General features: G+C 72.1%; 13 protein-coding genes and 1 pseudogene. 11 read left to right on the top strand and 3 right to left on the bottom strand.

What is annotated here, in order from left to right; genetic code table 11:
- Positions 1-11: 11 nt before the first annotated feature.
- The 4 genes from ACIRU3_RS03320 (at position 12) to ACIRU3_RS03305 (ending at position 7,898) form a co-directional block, all read left to right on the top strand.
- Positions 12-920: a carbohydrate ABC transporter permease gene (locus tag ACIRU3_RS03320; RefSeq protein WP_404050667.1), complete on the top strand. Its 909-nt coding sequence runs from the start codon at positions 12-14 to the stop codon at positions 918-920.
- Positions 921-1,074: 154 nt separating this feature from the next.
- On the top strand, positions 1,075-3,336 hold the full coding sequence (locus tag ACIRU3_RS03315) for a CDP-glycerol glycerophosphotransferase family protein (protein ID WP_404050664.1): 2,262 nt from the start codon (positions 1,075-1,077) through the stop codon (positions 3,334-3,336).
- 131 nt (positions 3,337-3,467) lie between these two features.
- Entirely contained in the window at positions 3,468-5,669 is a 2,202-nt protein-coding gene (locus ACIRU3_RS03310; RefSeq protein ID WP_404050661.1) for a CDP-glycerol glycerophosphotransferase family protein, read from the top strand.
- A gap of 6 nt (positions 5,670-5,675) precedes the next feature.
- Positions 5,676-7,898: a CDP-glycerol glycerophosphotransferase family protein gene (locus tag ACIRU3_RS03305; protein ID WP_404050658.1), complete on the top strand. Its 2,223-nt coding sequence runs from the start codon at positions 5,676-5,678 to the stop codon at positions 7,896-7,898.
- Positions 7,899-7,938: 40 nt separating this feature from the next.
- On the opposite strand, the gene ACIRU3_RS03300 is transcribed toward ACIRU3_RS03305, so the two are convergent.
- Entirely contained in the window at positions 7,939-8,352 is a 414-nt protein-coding gene (locus ACIRU3_RS03300; RefSeq protein ID WP_404050655.1) for an organic hydroperoxide resistance protein, read from the bottom strand.
- 128 nt (positions 8,353-8,480) lie between these two features.
- Between ACIRU3_RS03300 and ACIRU3_RS03295 the strand changes: the two genes are divergently transcribed.
- On the top strand, positions 8,481-8,975 hold the full coding sequence (locus ACIRU3_RS03295; RefSeq protein WP_404050652.1) for a MarR family winged helix-turn-helix transcriptional regulator: 495 nt from the start codon (positions 8,481-8,483) through the stop codon (positions 8,973-8,975).
- On the opposite strand, the gene ACIRU3_RS03290 is transcribed toward ACIRU3_RS03295, so the two are convergent.
- Positions 8,923-10,521, bottom strand: a complete 1,599-nt coding sequence (locus ACIRU3_RS03290; protein ID WP_404050649.1) for a glycosyltransferase family 39 protein — start codon at positions 10,519-10,521, stop codon at positions 8,923-8,925. The two genes, ACIRU3_RS03295 and ACIRU3_RS03290, sit on opposite strands and share 53 nt — an antisense overlap.
- 268 nt (positions 10,522-10,789) lie before the next feature.
- Between ACIRU3_RS03290 and ACIRU3_RS03285 the strand changes: the two genes are divergently transcribed.
- The 4 genes and pseudogenes from ACIRU3_RS03285 to ACIRU3_RS03270 all read left to right on the top strand — a co-directional run.
- Complete coding sequence (locus ACIRU3_RS03285) at positions 10,790-12,061, top strand: glycosyltransferase 87 family protein (RefSeq protein WP_404050647.1); 1,272 nt, start codon at positions 10,790-10,792, stop codon at positions 12,059-12,061.
- A gap of 43 nt (positions 12,062-12,104) precedes the next feature.
- On the top strand, positions 12,105-13,715 hold the full coding sequence (locus ACIRU3_RS03280) for a glycosyltransferase (protein ID WP_404051868.1): 1,611 nt from the start codon (positions 12,105-12,107) through the stop codon (positions 13,713-13,715).
- Positions 13,716-13,773: 58 nt separating this feature from the next.
- A complete protein-coding gene (gene galE, locus ACIRU3_RS03275) occupies positions 13,774-14,754 on the top strand; it encodes a UDP-glucose 4-epimerase GalE (protein ID WP_404050644.1) in 981 nt (326 codons plus the stop codon).
- Positions 14,755-14,764: 10 nt separating this feature from the next.
- Positions 14,765-14,998: pseudogene (locus ACIRU3_RS03270) on the top strand (ADP-ribosylglycohydrolase family protein); the annotation flags it as partial.
- Between the two features lie 226 nt (positions 14,999-15,224).
- On the opposite strand, the gene ACIRU3_RS03265 reads toward ACIRU3_RS03270, so the two are convergent.
- On the bottom strand, positions 15,225-15,851 hold the full coding sequence (locus ACIRU3_RS03265; RefSeq protein ID WP_404050642.1) for a TetR/AcrR family transcriptional regulator: 627 nt from the start codon (positions 15,849-15,851) through the stop codon (positions 15,225-15,227).
- A gap of 201 nt (positions 15,852-16,052) precedes the next feature.
- Here ACIRU3_RS03265 and ACIRU3_RS03260 point away from each other — a divergent pair, with 201 nt between their 5' ends.
- The gene (locus ACIRU3_RS03260; protein WP_404050639.1) at positions 16,053-16,970 is read left to right on the top strand and encodes an ABC transporter permease; all 918 of its coding nucleotides are present in this window, start codon (positions 16,053-16,055) and stop codon (positions 16,968-16,970) included.
- Positions 16,963-17,859, top strand: a complete 897-nt coding sequence (locus tag ACIRU3_RS03255) for an ABC transporter ATP-binding protein (RefSeq protein ID WP_404050636.1) — start codon at positions 16,963-16,965, stop codon at positions 17,857-17,859. Before ACIRU3_RS03260 ends, ACIRU3_RS03255 begins: the two co-directional genes overlap by 8 nt.
- The last annotated feature ends 52 nt before the right edge of the window (positions 17,860-17,911 follow it).

The following is a 17,911-nucleotide window of genomic DNA, read 5'->3' as shown; positions in this document are numbered from 1 at the left end:
GAGGTCAGGCGATGACGGCGACCGCCGGAAGCATCGGCAAGGCGGCACCCGCCACGGCGGTGAAGGCACGGCAGTCGCTCGGCTCGAAGATCACCGAAAAGCTCAGCGGCGGTCTGGTCCGGGTCTTCCTGCTCCTCGTGGGCCTGTTCTGGCTGGTGCCGACCATCGGTCTGCTCATCTCCTCCCTGCGCGCGCCGGAGGAGATGAGTGCGAGCGGCTGGTGGAAGGTGTTCTCCCAGCCGTCCCAGCTGACCTTCGACAGCTACCAGAAGCTGCTGGAGAACAGCGACATCACCAACTCCCTGGTGAACACCGTGCTGATCACGGTCCCGGCGACGGTCCTGGTCGTGGTGATCGGCTCGCTGGCCGGCTACGCGTTCGCGTGGATGGAGTTCCCGGGCCGGGACTGGTGGTTCCTCGGTGTGGTCAGCCTGCTGGTCGTGCCGGTCCAGGTGGCGCTGATCCCGATCGCCGAACTGTTCGGCAACATAGGGCTGTTCGGGACGATCTTCGGGGTGATCCTGTTCCACGTCGGCTTCGGCCTGCCGTTCGCGGTGTTCCTGCTGCGGAACTTCTTCGCGGAGATCCCCCGCGAACTGCTGGAGGCGGCCCGGCTGGACGGCGCCGGTGAACTGCGCCTGTTCGCCCGGGTGGTGATGCCCCTCGGCGGGCCGGCGATCGCGAGCCTGGGCATCTTCCAGTTCCTGTGGGTGTGGAACGACATGCTGGTCGCGCTGGTGTTCACCAAGTCCGGCTCGCAGCCGATCACGGTCGCCCTGCAGACGCAGGTGCGGCAGTTCGGGAACAACATCGACGTGCTGGCGCCGGGCGCGTTCATCTCGATGGTGATCCCGCTGGCCGTCTTCTTCGCGTTCCAGCGGCAGTTCGTGTCCGGGGTGATGGCGGGCGCGGTCAAGTAGCCACGAGCAGGACATGTTTCGAGGGACGGGCCGTCATCGGCCCGCCCCTCGGCGTTCATCGGGTATCCCCCACATGCCGTACGAACCGTAACCAATTCACTCCATCGGCCGTTCCCGGGCAGAACGCCCGCGCCGACCGACCCATGGATGTCCCTTGCCCAGGTTCAGTGTCATTGTCCCCGCGTACAAGGTCCAGGCGTACCTCTCGGAGTGCCTCGACTCGGTGCTCTCGCAGTCGTATCCCGATCTCGAACTGATCGCCGTGAACGACTGCTCGCCGGACGCCTGTGGTGCGCTCATCGACGAGTACGCCGCCCGCGACGCGCGCGTGAAGGCCGTGCACCTGGCCGAGAACCAGGGCCTGGGCCGCGCCCGCAACGCGGGTATGGCCCGGGCGACGGGTGACTACCTCGTCTTCCTGGACAGCGACGACACGCTCACGCCGGACGCGCTGCGCGCGATCGCCGACCGGATCAAGGAGACCGGCGAACCGGACGTCCTGGTCTTCGACTACGCGCGCACCTACTGGAACGGCGAGGCGGTCCGCAACCAGGCCGCCGCCCAGCTGACCCAGCAAGGCCCTGCGCCCTTCCGCCTCGAGGACCGCCCGGGGCTGCTGCGGGTGCTGATGGTCGCCTGGAACAAGGCCTACCGGCGGGAGTTCGTCACCGAGCAGGGCTTCGAGTTCCCGCCCGGCTACTACGAGGACACCCCCTGGACCTTCCCGGTCCTGATGACGGCGGAGTCCATCGCCACCCTGGACCGGGTGTGCGTGCACTACCGGCAGCGGCGGCAGGGCAACATCCTGCGCACCACCAGCCGCAAGCACTTCGACATCTTCGAGCAGTACGACCGGGTGTTCGCCTACGTCGAGCAGCGCCCCGAACTCGGCCGCTGGAGGCCGGAGTTGTTCCGCCGGATGGTCGACCACCACATCACGGTCTTCACCCGGCGCGACCGCCTGCCGCGCGGCAGCCGCGCCGAGTTCCTGCGCCGGGCCCGCGCCCACTACCGCCGCTACCGCGCGCCGGGCACCAAGCTCCCGCTGCGCTCCCGGCTGCGGCACACCCTGGTGCGCTTCGGCCTGCACCGCACCTTCCGCACCCTGCGCCTGGTCTCGGCCGTCCGCCGGCGCACCCTGAAGTCCGCGGTGAAGTTCGCCCGCGCCCTGCGGGCCGCCGTGCTCCAGCTGCACTACCGGATCCAGCTGCGGCTGCCGCTGCGGTCCGACCGCGCGGTGTTCACGGCCCACTGGGGCCGGGGCCACGGCGGCAACCCGGGTGCGCTGGAGGAGGCGTTCCGTACGCACGCACCGCACATCCGCACCGCCTGGATCGCCCGCCCCGAGCACCAGCAGGCGGTACCGCCGGGCCCGCGCCGGCTGCGCCCCGGCACGGCCGCCTACTGGACGGCGCTGGCCCGCTCCAAGTACCTGGTGAACAACGTCGCCTTCGACCGCAGGCTGAAGAAGCGACCCGGCCAGGTCTTCGTCCAGACCCAGCACGGCACCCCGCTGGGGCACATGGGCCTCGACCTCCAGGAGCACCCGGCGGCGGCCGGGGACACCGACTTCGAGGAACTGCTGCGGGACGTCGACCGATGGGACTACGTGCTCTCCGGCAACCGGCACACCACCCTGACCTGGGAGCGGGTCTACCCGGGCCGCTACACCACGCTGGAGTACGGCTCCCCGCGCAACGACCTCTTCCAGCGGGCCACCTCGGTGGAGGTGAACCGGCTGCGCGAGTCGCTGGGCATCCCGCAGGGCGCGGTCGCGATCCTGTACGCGCCCACGCACCGCGACCACCGCCGCACCCAGCGCCCGGTCCTCGACCTGGAGCGCGTCCTGCGCCGGCTCGGCCCGCGCTTCGTGGTCCTCGCCCGCGCCGACGAACGGCACGGCGGCACCCTCGGCGAGGGCGCCCGGATCATCGACGTCTCCGCGCACCCGAGCGTGGAGTCCCTGTGCCTGGCCTCGGACGCGCTGCTCACCGACTACTCCTCGCTGATGTTCGACTACGCCAACCTGGACCGGCCGATCGTCGTCCACACCGAGGACTGGGAGGCCTACGCGGCCGCCCGGGGCGCCTACTTCGACCTGCGTGCCTTCCCGCCGGGCGCGGTCGCCCGCAGCGAGGACGAGCTGATCGACATCTTCGCCACCGGCCACTGGCGCGGCTCGCGCTCCGCCCAGCTGCGGGCGGCTTTCCGGGAGCGGTTCTGCCCGTACGACGACGGACGCGCCGCCGAACGGGTCGTACGGCATGTCGCGCTGGGCGGGACGGAGGGGCGGCCGGCCTTCATCCCGCTCGCGGAGCGCAGGCCCGTGCCGTCGGCCGCGGCGGCGCTCGCACACTCGCCGCTCGCCACCGTGCCGCAACCTTCCGGCCCCCTCCCCGTCACCGAGAGCCGCTGAACAGCGTTGGTCCTTCCGGGAGTTCCCATGCCCCTCAGCACGACGCGGCCCACTCCGGTCAGGCCGTCCACCTGGCGTCCCGCCGGACGGCCGGGCCGCGACCGCCATCGCAAGACAACAGAAAGAGCAGAATGCCCCGCTTCAGCATCATCGTCCCGTCCCACGGGGTCGCTGGTCGGCTGTCCCAGGCGCTGGACTCGGTCCTCGGCCAGTCCTTCGGCGACCTGGAGCTGATCCCGGTCTGCGACGCTCCCGACGCCCCGGCCGCCGCGGTGGCCGCCGGATACGCCGAGCGGGACTCCAGGGTGACACCGGTCAACTCGCCACCGTCCGACGGTCTGAGCGGGGCGCGCAACGCCGGGATGCAAGCGGCGACCGGCGCATATGTGCTGTTCCTCGACGGCGACGACCTGCTGCTGCCGGGCGCCCTTGCGGCGCTGGACGCGCGGCTGACGGAGACCGCCGGCGTGGACGTGCTCCACGTCGAGCACGAGCGGACTCCCTGGTGGGAGGGCGAGCCGAGCAACCCGGCGGCCCCGCTGCTGGCCGGGGCCCCGAAGGGAGCCTTCGCCCCGGACGCGTTCTGCGAGCTGACCGGCGTGCAGCTCCCGGCGTGGAGTGCCGCCTACCGCCGCACCTTCCTCACCGAGCGGCAACTCTCCTTCCCCGACAGTCACTTCACGGACCTCGGCTGGGGCGGGCTGACCACGATCGCCGCCGAGCGGATCGCGGTGCTGCGCCGGGTCGTCGTACGGCACCGGCTGCGCCGGCAGGGCAGCCGGCTCAACCTGCCCGGAGCGCACCAGCATGCCCTGCTGGACCAGGTGGAGCTGGTGCTGACCCGGGCGGCCGGGAGCGGGCTGTCCGCCGAGCGGACCCGTGCGCTCTTCGAGCAGCTGTTCACCCATGTGCTGAAGACGGCGTCCCGGCCGGAGCGGCTGTCCTCCGGGCGGCGGGCGTTCTTCCGCCGGGCCGGCCGTCTGTACCGGCGGCACCGGCCCGCCGGCTATCGCGTCCCGGGCGGCAGCCTCGGCCTGCAGCACCGGCTGCTGGCGGCGGGCGCCTACACCGCGTTCCGCGCACTGCGCGGAGCCAACCAGGCGGCGGCCAGGGCCGCCGAGGGCGTGCCGCGCCCGCGCATGCTGCGCACCCGGCTGCGCTATGCCCGCGACCTGCGCCGTCCCCTCGACCCCAACCTGGCCGTGTACTGCGCCTACTGGGGCCGCGGCTATGCCTGCAACCCGGCCGCGATCCACGCCAAGGCGCGCGAACTCGCCCCGCACATCCGCTCGGTGTTCCTGGTCGAGGCCGACCAGGCCCATGCGATGCCGAAGGACGTCGACCACGCGGTGATCGGCTCCCGGCGCTCCTGGGAGCTGCTGGCCCGCGCCACCTACCTGGTCAACAACGCCAACTTCGCCGAGGGCGTCGTCAAGCGGCCGGGCAGTGTGCATGTGCAGACCCAGCACGGCACCCCGCTGAAGACGATGGGCGTGGACCAGTCGACGTACCCGGTGGTGGCCGCGCAGTCCGGCAGCTTCACCAAGCTGCTGGGGCGGGTGGACCGCTGGGAGTTCAATCTCTCGTCCAACCGCCACTCCACCCAGATGTGGGAGCGCGCCTTCCCCGGCGCGTACGAGCATCTGGAGTACGGCTATCCGCGCAACGACGTCTACTACACGGCGACCGCCGACGACGTCACCCGCATCCGGCACCGGCTGGGCGTGCCCGAGGGCAAGACGGCCCTGCTGTACGCGCCGACCCACCGCGACCACCACACCGGCTTCGAGGCCGGCCTGGACCTGGAGGCGTTCTGCGAGGCGGCCGGCGAGGACGTGGTCGTGCTGCTGCGCGCCCACTACTTCTACGACCGCGGGCGCGCCCGGAGTTCCGGCCGGATCATCGACGTCACCGCGCACCGCTCCTCGGAGGACGTGTGCCTGGCGGCGGACGCGCTGGTCACCGACTACTCCTCGATCATGTTCGACTACGCCAACCTGGACCGGCCGATCGTCGTGTACGCCGACGACTGGGAGGTCTACCGGGAGACGCGGGGCGTCTACTTCGACCTGATGACCGAACCGCCGGGGCCGGTCGCCCGCACCCCCGAGGAGCTGGCCCGCCTCTTCCGCGACGGCTCGTACGCGGGGCCGGAGGCCAAGGCCCTGCGGGCCGCGTTCCGCGAGCGGTTCTGCCAGTTCGACGACGGGCTGGCCGCCGAACGCGTCGTACGGCGGGTGCTGCTCGGCGAGCCGCCGGAGGCGATCCCGCCGGTGATCCCGCTCGCCGAGCGCATCCCCGCCCCCGCCGCCGCGACCCTCGTGAGGAGCTGACCCGCCGTGCCCCGCTTCAGTGTCATCGTCCCCTGTTTCAAGGTGCAGGGCTTTCTGCGCGAGTGCCTCGACTCGGTGCTGCTGCAGTCCTTCAACGACCTCGAACTGATCGCCGTGGACGACTGCTCGCCCGACGGCTGCGGCGCGATCCTCGACGAGTACGCCGCACGCGACCCGCGGGTGAAGGTGCTGCACCTGCCGGAGAACGCCGGCCTCGGCCGGGCCCGCAACGCGGGCCTGCCGCACGCCACCGGCGACTACCTGTTCTTCCTGGACAGCGACGACACCCTCACCCCGGGCGCGCTGCGCGCCGTCGCCGACCGGCTGGCGGAGGCCGACGACCCGGACGTGCTGGTCTTCGACTACGCGCGCACCTACTGGTGGGGCGGCACCCGGCGCAATGTGCTCGCGCACGTGCTCGCCGAGGCCGGCGCGGACACCTTCACGGTCACCGACCGGCCGGAGATCCTGGACCTGCTGATGGTGGTGTGGAACAAGGTCTACCGGCGCGACTTCGTCGAGGAGAACGGCTTCGAGTTCCCGCCCGGGTACTACGAGGACACGCCCTGGACCTTCCCGGTCATGCTCAGCGCCCGGCGCATCGCCGCCCTGGACCGGATCTGCCTGAACTACCGCCAGCGCCGGCAGGGCAACATCCTGTCCACCACCAGCCGTAAGCACTTCGACATCCACGACCAGTACGAGCGGGTCTTCGCCTTCGTGGACCGGCACGACGAGCTGGCGGGCTGGCGGCCGTACCTGCACCGCAAGATGGGCGAGCACTGCCTGGACATCCTCGCCAAGCCGGACCGGCTGCCGCCCGCGGACAAGGCCGAGTTCTTCGGGCGTACGGCGGAGATGTTCCGCCGCCACCGGCCCGAGGACGCCCTCGTGGACGGTGAGGTGGCCCAGTTGGAGGGCGGCTACCCGGCGTACCGGCTGAAGCGGCAGGCCGCTCGGGCCGGGCGCGAGGCGGGGCGCCGGGCGGTGCAGGCGCGCCGGGCGGCCGCCGTACGGGCCCGGCGCGGCTGGGCCGGAATGCACGCGCGCCTGCCGCTGGACCCGCAGCTGGTGGTGTACTCGGCGTCCTCGCACCGGGGCGTCCTGGGCGATCCGGCCGCCGTCCACCGCGCGGCGCGGGAGATCGCGCCGCAACTGCGCGGGGTGTGGGTGGTCCGCGACGAGGCGGCCGCGGCGCAGCTGCCGCCCGGGGTCGAGCATGTGCTCGTGAACTCCCGGCGCTATCTGGAGGTCACCGCGCGGGCGAAGTTCTTCGTCAACGACGTCAACTGGCCCGGCTCGCTGGCCAAGCGGCCCGGCAGTGTGCACATCCACACCCACCAGGGCACCCCGCTGAAGTACATGGGCGCCGACCTGCTGGACAAGCCCGGCGCCCGGCTGGGCTTCGACGTGCCGCAGATGCTGCGCCGGGCCGACCGCTGGGACTACAGCCTGGTCGCCAACCGCCACTCGGAGCTGGTGTGGGAGCGGGCCTACCCCTGCCACTTCACCTCGGTGCGCACGGGCAGCCCGCGCAACGACGTGCTGGTCGGCGCGCCCGACGGGGCCGGCGCCGGCTTCCGGCTGCGGTACGGCATCCCCGAGGACCACACGGTGGTGCTGTACGCGCCGACCCGCCGGGACTACCGGCGGGGCGGGCATGTGGACCGGATCGACCTGGCCCGGTTCGCGGCCGACCTGGGCGAGGGCCACACCCTCGTGGTCCGGCTGCACCCGACGCTGGCGACCGGGCCGGCGCGGGGCATGGGCCTGGCCGAGCTGGCCCGGCGCGGGGTCGTGGTCGACGCGACGGACGAGCCGCACGCCGAGGAGGTGATGCTCGCCTCCGACGTGCTGGTCACCGACTACTCGGCTCTGATGTTCGACTACGCCAACCTGGACCGGCCGATCGTCGTCCACGCCGACGACTGGGCCGCGTACACCGCGAGCCGGGGCGCCTATCTCGACATCACCGCCGAGGCGCCGGGCCATGTCTCCCACTCCTACCGGGAGCTGGCCTGGCTGTTCACCTCCGGGTCCTGGCGGGACGAGGAGTCGGCGCGGCTACGGGCGGACTTCCGGGGGCGGTACTGCGAGTTCGACGACGGCCTGGCCGCCGAGCGGGTCGTACGGACGCTGCTGCTCGGTGAGTCGATGCCCGCACCGGAGCCGGGTTCCGTGCGGATCCCCGGCCAGACCGTCGGAGGTGACCTGCTCGCCCCGAAGTGAGGCCGGGCAGGTCACCGAGCCCTTCGTACGGCCTCGGGTCCTACTCGATGACGAGGTCGACCTCGATGTTGCCGCGGGTGGCGTTGGAGTAGGGGCAGACCTGGTGGGCGGTCTCGACCAGCTTGCGGCCGGTCGTCTCGTCCACGTTCTCGGGCAGCTCGACGCGCAGCGTCACCTTCAGGCCGAAGCCCTCGCCCTGCTTGCCGATGCCGACCTCGGCGGTCACGGCGGCGTCGCTGACGTCCACCTTCGCCTGCCGGCCGACGAGGCCGAGGGCGCTGCCGAAGCAGGCGGCGTAACCGGCGGCGAAGAGCTGCTCCGGGTTGGTGCCCTCGCCGTTGCCGCCCAGCTCCACCGGCGGGGCCAGCTTGAGGTCGATCTTGCCGTCGGAGGAGACGGCACGGCCGTCGCGGCCGTGGGTGGCGGTGGCGACAGCGGTGTAGAGCGCGTCCATGGAAGACCATCCCTCTCGATGTTCATGTGCGATCCGGCGGCTCCTGTCCGGCCGCCCTCACGACCACAAGTAGAGCACACAACTCAGTTGTGCACAACTAAGTGGCTCGCAGGAGGTATTCTGGAGCCATGACCGTCTCGCCGACCCCGCCCGCCGCCGCCTCCGAGCCGGACTGGCTCCGCCTGGACCGCCAGATCTGCTTCTCGCTGCACGCGGCGTCCCGCGCCTTCAACGGCGTCTACCGCGTGATCCTCAAGGACCTCGGGCTCACCTATCCGCAGTACCTGGTGATGCTGGTGCTGTGGGAGCAGGGGGACCTGCCGGTCAAGAAACTCGGCGAACATCTGCGCCTGGACTCGGGCACGCTCTCCCCGCTGGTCAAGCGGCTGGAGGGGGCCGGTCTGGTCCGGCGCGAGCGCAGCGCGCAGGACGAGCGGTCGGTACAGGTGCGGCTGACCGAGGAGGGCGTGGCGCTGCGCGAGCAGGCCCTTCAGGTGCCGCGCCGCATTCTGGCGGCGACGGGCTTCGATCCGGCGGAGATCGGTGCACTGCGCGAACGCCTCGACCAGCTCACCACCGCGCTGGACGCGGCGGCGCTGGACGAGGCGCAGAGCCGCCGCTGACGACGGACCGGCGGACGTAGAGCCGCACGGTCACATCGCCCTGCACGGACTCCTCGCCGGGGACGAAATCACGCCCGAGGACGGAGAGTTTGGCCCGCTCGACGGGGCTGCCCGGCCGCCAGCGGCCTGCGAGCAGATCCCGGTCGGCGACGACCCACACCCGGTCGAGCCGGGCCATCCGGCGGCGCAGGGCTTCCGCGTCCACCTCCCGCCCGTACAGGGTCCCGGACTCGGGGCCCGGCTCCGCCAGCGCCACGTCCCGCACGCCCCGGAACGCCCCCGGATAGGTGAGGGCCGCGTTGCGCGTCTGCGCCGGCAGGAAGAGCACGGGGTCTTCGGGCCGCACCTCCCGCGCGGCGGCCCGGGAGACGGCGGCCAGGTCGTCGGGGCGGTGGGCCACGTCGCGGTCGTTGCGGAGGAGGGGGAGCTGATGGGTGAGGGCGAGGGCCACGGCGAGCACACCGGTCAGGGTCAGGAGGGGGGAGCCGATGAGGTCGGGTCCGGCGGGCGCCGACGGCGGCCGGGGGCGGCCCTGAGACGTGCCGTCGTCCGGGCAGTCGTTCCGCGACAGGAAAGGGGCGGGCCCACGACGACCGCCCGGCCGCAGCCGCGCCACCGCCCCGGCCACCCGGTCGGCCCCCGCAGCCACCAGCAACGGCGCCCCCGACAGGGCATACAGCACATACCGATCGACGTACAACGGCGAAACCTGCGACACCAGCATCAGCACAAGCGGCGGCACCGCAACCAGCGGCAGAGCGACCCCCGCACACGTGACCTCCCCCCGCCGCCCCACCAACCCCGCGAGCCCCACCAGGGCCAACACCAGACATGCCCAGTACACCTCGTCCGTCGGCCCGAGAAATGTCCGCAGCAACCCCTGTGCCGTCCCCAGGGCCGGCTCCCGCAACCACGCCACCTGGGCCGACTGCGCGCGCGACACGAGGGCCATCGGCAGCAGCAGGAGCACCACCGCGGCCCCCGCACACCCCCAGCCCCGCCACACCCGCACCCCCACCCGGGCCAGCGCCAGCGACACCCCGTGGGCGAGCAGCAGCAGGACCGCGAACTCGTGCAGCCAGCAGGTGAGGCCGAGGACGGTGCCGTACGCCCACCAGGAGCCGCCCTGCACGGCCCGTACGAACAGCAGCGTCGCCGCCGCGGCGCCGGCCGCGACCAGCGCGTATGACCGGCCCTCCTGGGCGTAGTGGCCGGTCATCGGCGTGACCGCGTACAGCAGCCCGGCCCACAGTCCGACGCGCGGCCGGACCAGCCGGGTGCCGAGCGCGGCCACCAGGACCGCGGTCAGGGCCGCCGCGCACACGGACGGCAGCCTGAGGACTACCTCGCCGGGGTGGACGGTGAGGACGGCGTGCATGAGCAGGTAGTACAGGCCGTGCACCGCGTCCACGCCGTGCAGCAGACGCCAGATCTGCGGCACCGTGCGGCGTGCGACCTGGAAGGTGACGGCCTCGTCCCGCCACATCCCGCCGCGGTCCAGTCCCCAGAGGCCGAGCGCGAGCATCACCAGGGCGGGCGCGGACACGGCAAGGGCGCGTCGGCAGCGCGGCGGGAGGCGGCCCGGCGCATGTGGCGTACTCGGCGCACCTCTGGCCGCGTGAGTCGTTGCACCGGGTGCGCCCCGCGCATCGGCCGGTACGGCAGCTGCTGCTCGAGCCGCCCTGTGCGACTGGAGTTTCACGAGAGGCCTGACGTTCACCACGGCCCGATCTTTTGCGATTAGCCAACCTTTGCCGGTCATTGACGGCGTATCGGCATGGATACACCATCCGCGCGGATTAGGCTCCCACGTGATGAACCGTCTCCGTGTCACCCCCGGCCCGGTCCTCGCCCTCACCGCCGTATGGCTCGCCACCCGTGCCCTGATGTCGTGGCTGCTCATGCACGACAGCTCGCCCCTGCTCGGCGGGGGTTCGGTCCCACGCGAGGTGTGGCGGCTGTACTTCCACTGGTACGGCGTCCTGTCGCACGGCACGTTTCCCTCGCACGACAGCACCTGGCAGTACCCGCCGGGCGCGGGCGCGGTGCTGCTGGCGCCGGGCCTGCTGCCGTGGTTGACGTACTTTCAGGCGTTCGTCCTGCTGACGCTGACGGCGGACGCGCTGATCGCGGCCGCCCTGGTCCGCGCGGGCACCCGCCCCGGGCGGAGCCTGTTCGGCGCGGCCCTGTGGACCTGTGGTCTGCCGCTGCTGCTGCACCTGCCGCTCGCCCGGTACGACGTCCAGGTCACCGCGTTCGCCGTCATCTCCCTGCTGACGTTGCGACGCTCCCCGCGCGCGGGCGGTGTTCTCGGGGCGCTGGGCGCTCTGGTGAAGGTGTGGCCGGCGCTGGTGCTGCTGGGCACGCCCTCGGGACCCACGACGCGGCGGGCATGGGGGTGGGCGGCGGCGGCCGGGGGCACCTGTCTCGTGCTCGTCGCCATTTCGTTCAACAATCCGCTGGCCTTTCTGCGGGAGCAGGGCGGCCGGGGTGTGCAGATCGAGTCGTTCGGCGGTACGGCGCTCAATCTGGCGCGGCACGTCGGCTGGTCCGGACGGGCCCGCTACCAGTACGGCTCGGTCGAGCTGGTCGGTCCGCACGTGCCGGCCGTGGCCATGGCCTCCCTCGCGCTCACGGCGGCCGCCTTCGTACTGCTGGTGCTGTGGAGGGTGCGGGCGCGGCACTGGAGCCCGGCGACGCCGTACGACGCCGCGCTCGCCGCGGTGCTGCTGTTCACCGTCACCAGCCGGGTCATCAGCCCCCAGTACATGATCTGGCTGATCGGTCTGGCCGCCGTGTGCCTGACCTCGCGGCACACCAGCCAGCGCCCGGTGGCCCTGCTGATCCTCGCCGCGAGCGCGCTCAGCTCCCTGGTCTACCCGGTGTTCTACCGCGAGGTGATCGACGGCACCTGGACCGGCTGTCTGCTGATGCTGGCCCGCAACGGGCTGCTGGCCGCCGCCGCGGTGATGTCCTTCGTCCGGCTGTGGCGCTCCGCGCGGCCGCCGACCGGAAAGACCGTTCCCGCGACGCAACCCCGACCCGATTCCGACCGTCTTCCGGACCGAGCGCTAAGCATCTCTTAACGGGTTATTACCGAACATTTCTACGCTCCAGCCCGTGGACCCCATGCATCCGAACCCGCGAGACCCGCACCCGACGCCTCAGGTCGGCGTGGTCGTCATCGGCTACAACGACGCCGCCCATGTGGCGGACGCCGTACGCTCGGCGCTCGGCCAGGGCGCCGCCGTCGGCGAGGTCGTCGCCGTGGACGACTGCTCCACGGACGGCACCGGCGAACTGCTGGCCCGGCTCGCCGCCGGGGAACCGAGACTGCGGGTGGTGCGCCGCGGCGTCAACAGCGGCGGCTGCGGCAGCCCGCGCAACACCGGGATCGACGCGGTGACGATGCCGTACGTGATGTTCCTGGACAGCGACGACGTGCTGCCGCCCGGCGCGGTGGACGCGCTGCTGACGGCCGCCACGGGGGCGCGCGCCGAGGTCGCGAGCGGGCTGTGCGTGCGCCGGGAGCTGCCCTCGGGGCGCGAACAGCCCTGGCAGGCCCCCCTCTACACGGTGCACAGCGTGCTCGCGCGTCCCTCCCAGCACCCCCGTCTGGTCCACGACACGCTGTGCGTCAACAAGCTGTACCGGACCGCCTTCCTGCGCGAGCACGGCATCCGCTTCCCCGCGGGGCGCTTCCTCTACGAGGACTTCGTCTTCACCGCGCGCGTGCTCGCCGCCGCGCCGCGCATCGCGCTCGTGCCGGACCGCGTGTACGTGTGGCATGTGCGCCGGTCCGCCGAGCAGTTGTCGCTCTCGCTGGACCGGGGAGGCATCGACAACTGGAAGGCACGTACAGAGGCGTGCGCGCTGGCGTACGACATTCTGCTGGGCGCGGGGCAGAAGGAACTGGCGCGGGCGTCCCGGGCGAAGTTCCTCGACCACGAGGTGCGCATGTACGCGCGCGAGCTGGAGTTGCACGATGTGCCCTACCGGCGCGCGTGGTGGGCGCACACCCGGGCGTACCTCACGCGCTACGACGCCGCCGACTGGGAGCTGAACCCGACGGCCCCCGGCCGGCTGCTCGCACGCGTCGTCCTGGAGTCCCCCGAGCCGCGCGACCTGCCCCGCCTGAAGGAGCTGGCCGCGCGCCCGGCCCGGCTGCTCCCGCCGTACGCCCGCACCTCCGACGGCACGCCCGTCTGGTCCGCCGACCTCCCCCAGGTCACCCTCGCCCCCCTGCTGAGCCGCCCCACCCACGTCCTGCCGCTCACCGTGGACGCGGAACTGCGTCCGCGCGCGCGTGACAGCCGCCTGCGCCTGCGGCTGCACGAGCTGTACGGGCGGACGGCCGAGGCGGGACCACAGGAGGTGGACGTGGAGTGGCAGTCCCGGGAGGACGGGCGCGCGGTCCAGCGCGCGACGGCCACCTTCACGCCCTCCGGCTCGGACTGCTGGTCGGCCGAGTTGCCGGTCGATCCGGCCGCGCTCGGCGCGGGCACCTGGGATCTGCGCCTGACCCTGCGCTTCGCGGACGGCGCGTCCCGGGACGTCACGGCGCACGCCCTCGCGGGCGCCGGCCGGCTGCGCCGGCGCGCCGTCCCGAGCGCCCGGTGCGGGGTGCTGCTGGTCCAGCCGTACGCCACCCACTCCGGCGCACTGGCACTGCGCGTGGCAGCCGGTGTACGCGGAGTCATGACAGTGGCCCGCGGGCGGCTCCGCCGCCTGCTTCACTGAGAGCCGCAGCACCCAGAGCCACCGCCACACCGACCCACTGACGAGGGGACGCCCGTACATGACCTGGCTGATCACCGGCGGCGCCGGATACATCGGGGCGCACGTGGTACGCGCGATGACCGAGGCGGGCGAGCGGACCGTGGTCTACGACGACCTGTCCACCGGCGTCGCCGGGCGCGTGCCGGACGACGTACCCCTGGTGCGGGGCTCGATCCTGGACGGCGAGACCGTGGCCCGCACCCTCGCCGAGCACGAGGTGACCGGGGTCGTCCATCTCGCGGCGAAGAAGCAGGTGGGCGAGTCAGTGGGCCTCCCGCTGCACTACTACCGGGAGAACGTGGAGGGCCTGCGCGTCCTGCTGGAGGCGGTGACACAGGCGGAGATCCCGTCCTTCGTCTTCTCCTCCTCGGCCGCCGTCTACGGCATGCCGGACGTGGACCTGGTCACGGAGGAGACGCCCTGTCTCCCGCTCTCCCCCTACGGCGAGACCAAGCTGGCCGGCGAGTGGCTGGTCCGCGCGACGGGCCGGGCCACGGGCCTCGCCACCGCTTCGCTCCGCTACTTCAACGTGGCGGGCGCGGCCACCCCCACGCTGGCCGACACGGGCGTGTTCAACCTCGTCCCCATGGTCTTCGAGAAGCTCACCGAGGGCGCGGCCCCGCGCATCTTCGGCGACGACTACCCGACCCCCGACGGCACCTGTGTCCGCGACTACATCCACGTGGTCGACCTGGCCGAGGCCCATGTGGCAGCCGCGCGCGCCCTGCGCTCCGCGCCCGGCCGCGACCTGACCGTCAACATCGGCCGCGGGGAGGGCGTCTCGGTCCGCGAGATGATCGACCACATCAACGCGGTCACCGGCTACGACCGCCCCCCGACCGTCACCCCGCGCCGCCCCGGTGACCCGGCCCGCGTGGTGGCCTCCGCCGACCGCATCGCCACCGAACTGGGCTGGCAGGCCAAGCACGACGTCCAGGACATGATCACCTCGGCCTGGGAGGGCTGGGTACGCCTCCACCCGGAGGCGGCACGGTCGTAGGCTGCCGGGAATGACCGGTCCCTCGCTCACCGAACGCGCCCTCGGCACCGTGATCGGCTCCGCCGTGGGCGACGCGCTGGGGGCGCCCTTCGAGTTCGGCCCCGGAGGCGCCTTCTGGGCCCGCTTCCCGCAGTCCGGACACGGCGCCGAGATGTGCGGGGGCGGCGGCTGGGACCCCGGCGAGGCGACCGACGACACGCAGATGGCCGTACTGACGGCCGAGTCGCTGCCGGCGCGGGGCGGCCCGGCGAGCGCCGTTCTCGCTGCGGCGATTCCCCCGGTACGGGTGCTCCGTGGCTGGTCGCGCAGTTCCCCGCGCCCCCAGGGGGTTGCAGTCGCCGCACCTGCTCAGTGCACGCACATCACATCTGCGGGCAGTCGTGCCGCTGGGGCGGCACGGGTGGGCGCGGCGGCACCTTGCCGGCACCGGCGAGCGGTCCTACCCCGCCCAGCCACAGCGCCGCCCGCCCTCACAACGCCTTGAGCGCGCCCGCCGTCGCCCGGGCCAGATTCTCCAGGTACCCCTTCGGCAGCTTCGGTGAGCGGATCACCACCGAGCGCCAGTACAGCGGGCCGGAGATCAGGTCCAGGGCGAGGTCGGCGTCGACACCCGCCCGCACCTCACCCCGCTGCTCCGCCGCCGCCACGATCTTGCTGGCCACGCCCTCCTGGCCGTCCCGCAGCGCCTTCTGCAGGGCCTGAGCGATATCGGGATTGCGGGCCGCCTCCGCCTGGAGGTCGGGGATGATCTGCGAGGCGACGGGGTGGCGCAGGGCGCGGGACGTCAGCTCGTAGAGGAGGCGGAGGTCTCCCTCCAGGGAGCCCGTGTCCGGGACCGGCAGGCCCAGCACCGCCATCGCCGACACCACGTCCAGCACCAGGTGCAGCTTGGAGCGCCAGCGGCGGTAGACCGCCGTCTTGCCGACACCCGCCCGCCGGGCGATGCCCTCGATGGACATCCGGGCGTAGCCGACCGCCGCCAGTTCCTCGAAGACGGCCGCCCGGATGGCCTCGGTCACATCCTCCCGGAGCACGGCGGCCCCGGCGGGGGCCCGGCGGCGCGGACGCGTCGGGGTGTCGTCGGCGTTCGTCGTCATACGGACCAGCATAGGGCGTTACGACGAAACGGTTGCGTTCCGACGGTCGATGGTTCTACGCTCACGTTGCGACGATACGGTCCCGTCCCGACGTAAGAGAACGTGAAGAGAAGCGTAAGGAAACGCCGGACGACGGACGGGGACCGCTCAGGCCCGGCGGCAGCCGGACGCACCCCCTCCCCCCGAGCGAAAGCAGCGGATGTGAGCCAGGTCCTCCACACACCGCCCCCCACCCAGGCCCCGGCCGACGACGACGACCTCGCGGCCCTGGCCGCCCGGCACGGCCTCACGGTGAGCGGCGCCCGCCCCACCCTGCCGGAGTACGTCCGCGAGCTGTGGGCCCGGCGGCACTTCATCACCGCCTTCGCCACCGCCAAGCTCACCGCCCAGTACAGCCAGGCGAAGCTCGGCCAGGTCTGGCAGGTCATGACCCCCCTGCTGAACGCGGCGGTCTACTACTTCATCTTCGGCGTGCTGCTCGGCACCAAGCACGGCGTCCCGGACTACATCCCGTTCCTGGTCACGGGCGTGTTCATCTGGACGTTCACCCAGAGTTCGATCATGGCGGGCACCCGCGCGATCTCCGGCAACCTCGGCCTGGTGCGCGCCCTGCACTTCCCGCGCGCCGCGCTGCCGATCTCCTTCTGCCTCCAGCAGCTCCAGCAGCTGATGTTCTCGATGGCCGCGCTGGTCGTCATCCTGCTCTGCTTCGGCGTGCCGGTCGCCGCCTCCTGGCTGCTCGCGATCCCGGCACTGTTCCTGCAGTTCACGTTCAACGCGGGCATGTCGATGATCATGGCCCGGGCGGGCGCCAGGACCCCGGACATCGCCCAGCTGATGCCGTTCGTGCTGCGCACCTGGATGTATGTGTCCGGCGTGATGTGGAGCATCGACAAGCTCACCAAGAAGGACCACCTCCCGCACATCGTCACGATCCTGCTGGAGACCAACCCGGCCGCGGTCTACATCGACCTCATGCGGTACGCGCTGATCGACAGCTTCCACGCCAAGGCGCTGCCCCCGCACGTCTGGGCCATGGCCCTGTTCTGGGCCCTGCTCGCCGGCGTCGGCGGCTTCATCTATTTCTGGAAGGCTGAGGAGACGTACGGCCGTGGCTGACAACGAGAACGACCAGATCCCCACCGTCGTCGCCGACCGCGTCGACATCGTCTACCGGGTCAACGGCACCGGCGCTGGCCGCGGCACCGCCACCGCCGCCCTCAACCGCATCCTGCGCCGCAAGCAGGCCGAGCAGGCCGCCGGCGTGCGCAAGGTGCACGCGGTGAAGAAGGTCTCGTTCGTCGCCTACAAGGGCGAGGCGATCGGCCTGATCGGCACCAACGGCTCCGGCAAGTCGACCCTGCTGAAGGCGGTCGCCGGCCTGCTCCCGGTGGAGAACGGCCACATCTACACCGGCGGCCAGCCCTCCCTGCTGGGTGTCAACGCGGCCCTGATGAACGACCTCACCGGCGAGCGCAACGTCCACCTCGGCGGCCTCGCCATGGGCATGTCCCGCGAGCAGGTCAAGGAGCGCTACGAGGACATCGTCGACTTCTCCGGGATCAACGAGAAGGGCGACTTCATCACGCTCCCGATGCGGACGTACTCCTCCGGCATGGCCGCCCGCCTGCGCTTCTCCATCGCCGCCGCCAAGGACCACGACGTCCTGCTGATCGACGAGGCCCTGGCCACCGGCGACCGCTCCTTCCAGAAGCGCTCCGAGGCGCGGATCCGCGAGCTGCGCCGGCACGCGGGCACGGTCTTCCTGGTCAGCCACAACAACAAGTCGATCCGTGACACCTGCGAGCGGGTGCTGTGGCTGGAGCGCGGCGAGCTGCGCATGGACGGGCCGACGGAGGACGTCCTGAAGGAGTACGAGGCCTTCACCGGCGACAAGAGCGACAAGGCAGCGAAGAAGCCGGCGCCCGGGAAGGCCGCGCCCAAGGCCGACACCGCGGGCCCGGAGGCACCGAAACCGGAGACTCCGAAAGTCCCTCTTCCTTCGTGAGCCTTGCTCTTACCTCAGGCGTGGTTATCCCTTTCATCCCTCTAGTGACAGT

Origin of the sequence: Streptomyces sp. NPDC101151, from assembly GCF_044768335.1 — a bacterium.
GTDB lineage: Bacteria > Actinomycetota > Actinomycetes > Streptomycetales > Streptomycetaceae > Streptomyces.
The sequence above is the reverse complement of the archived record's forward strand: the minus strand, read 5'-3'. Positions and strand labels throughout refer to the sequence as shown.

Coding starts and splice junctions, on each gene's coding strand:
- ACIRU3_RS03320 (WP_404050667.1), top strand. CDS start 12: ATGACGGCGACCGCCGGAAGCATCGGCAAGGCGGCACCCGCCACGGCG.
- ACIRU3_RS03310 (WP_404050661.1), top strand. CDS start 3,468: ATGCCCCGCTTCAGCATCATCGTCCCGTCCCACGGGGTCGCTGGTCGG.
- ACIRU3_RS03300 (WP_404050655.1), bottom strand. CDS start 8,352: ATGGACGCGCTCTACACCGCTGTCGCCACCGCCACCCACGGCCGCGAC.
- ACIRU3_RS03295 (WP_404050652.1), top strand. CDS start 8,481: ATGACCGTCTCGCCGACCCCGCCCGCCGCCGCCTCCGAGCCGGACTGG.
- ACIRU3_RS03285 (WP_404050647.1), top strand. CDS start 10,790: ATGAACCGTCTCCGTGTCACCCCCGGCCCGGTCCTCGCCCTCACCGCC.
- ACIRU3_RS03280 (WP_404051868.1), top strand. CDS start 12,105: ATGCATCCGAACCCGCGAGACCCGCACCCGACGCCTCAGGTCGGCGTG.
- galE (WP_404050644.1), top strand. CDS start 13,774: ATGACCTGGCTGATCACCGGCGGCGCCGGATACATCGGGGCGCACGTG.
- ACIRU3_RS03265 (WP_404050642.1), bottom strand. CDS start 15,851: ATGACGACGAACGCCGACGACACCCCGACGCGTCCGCGCCGCCGGGCC.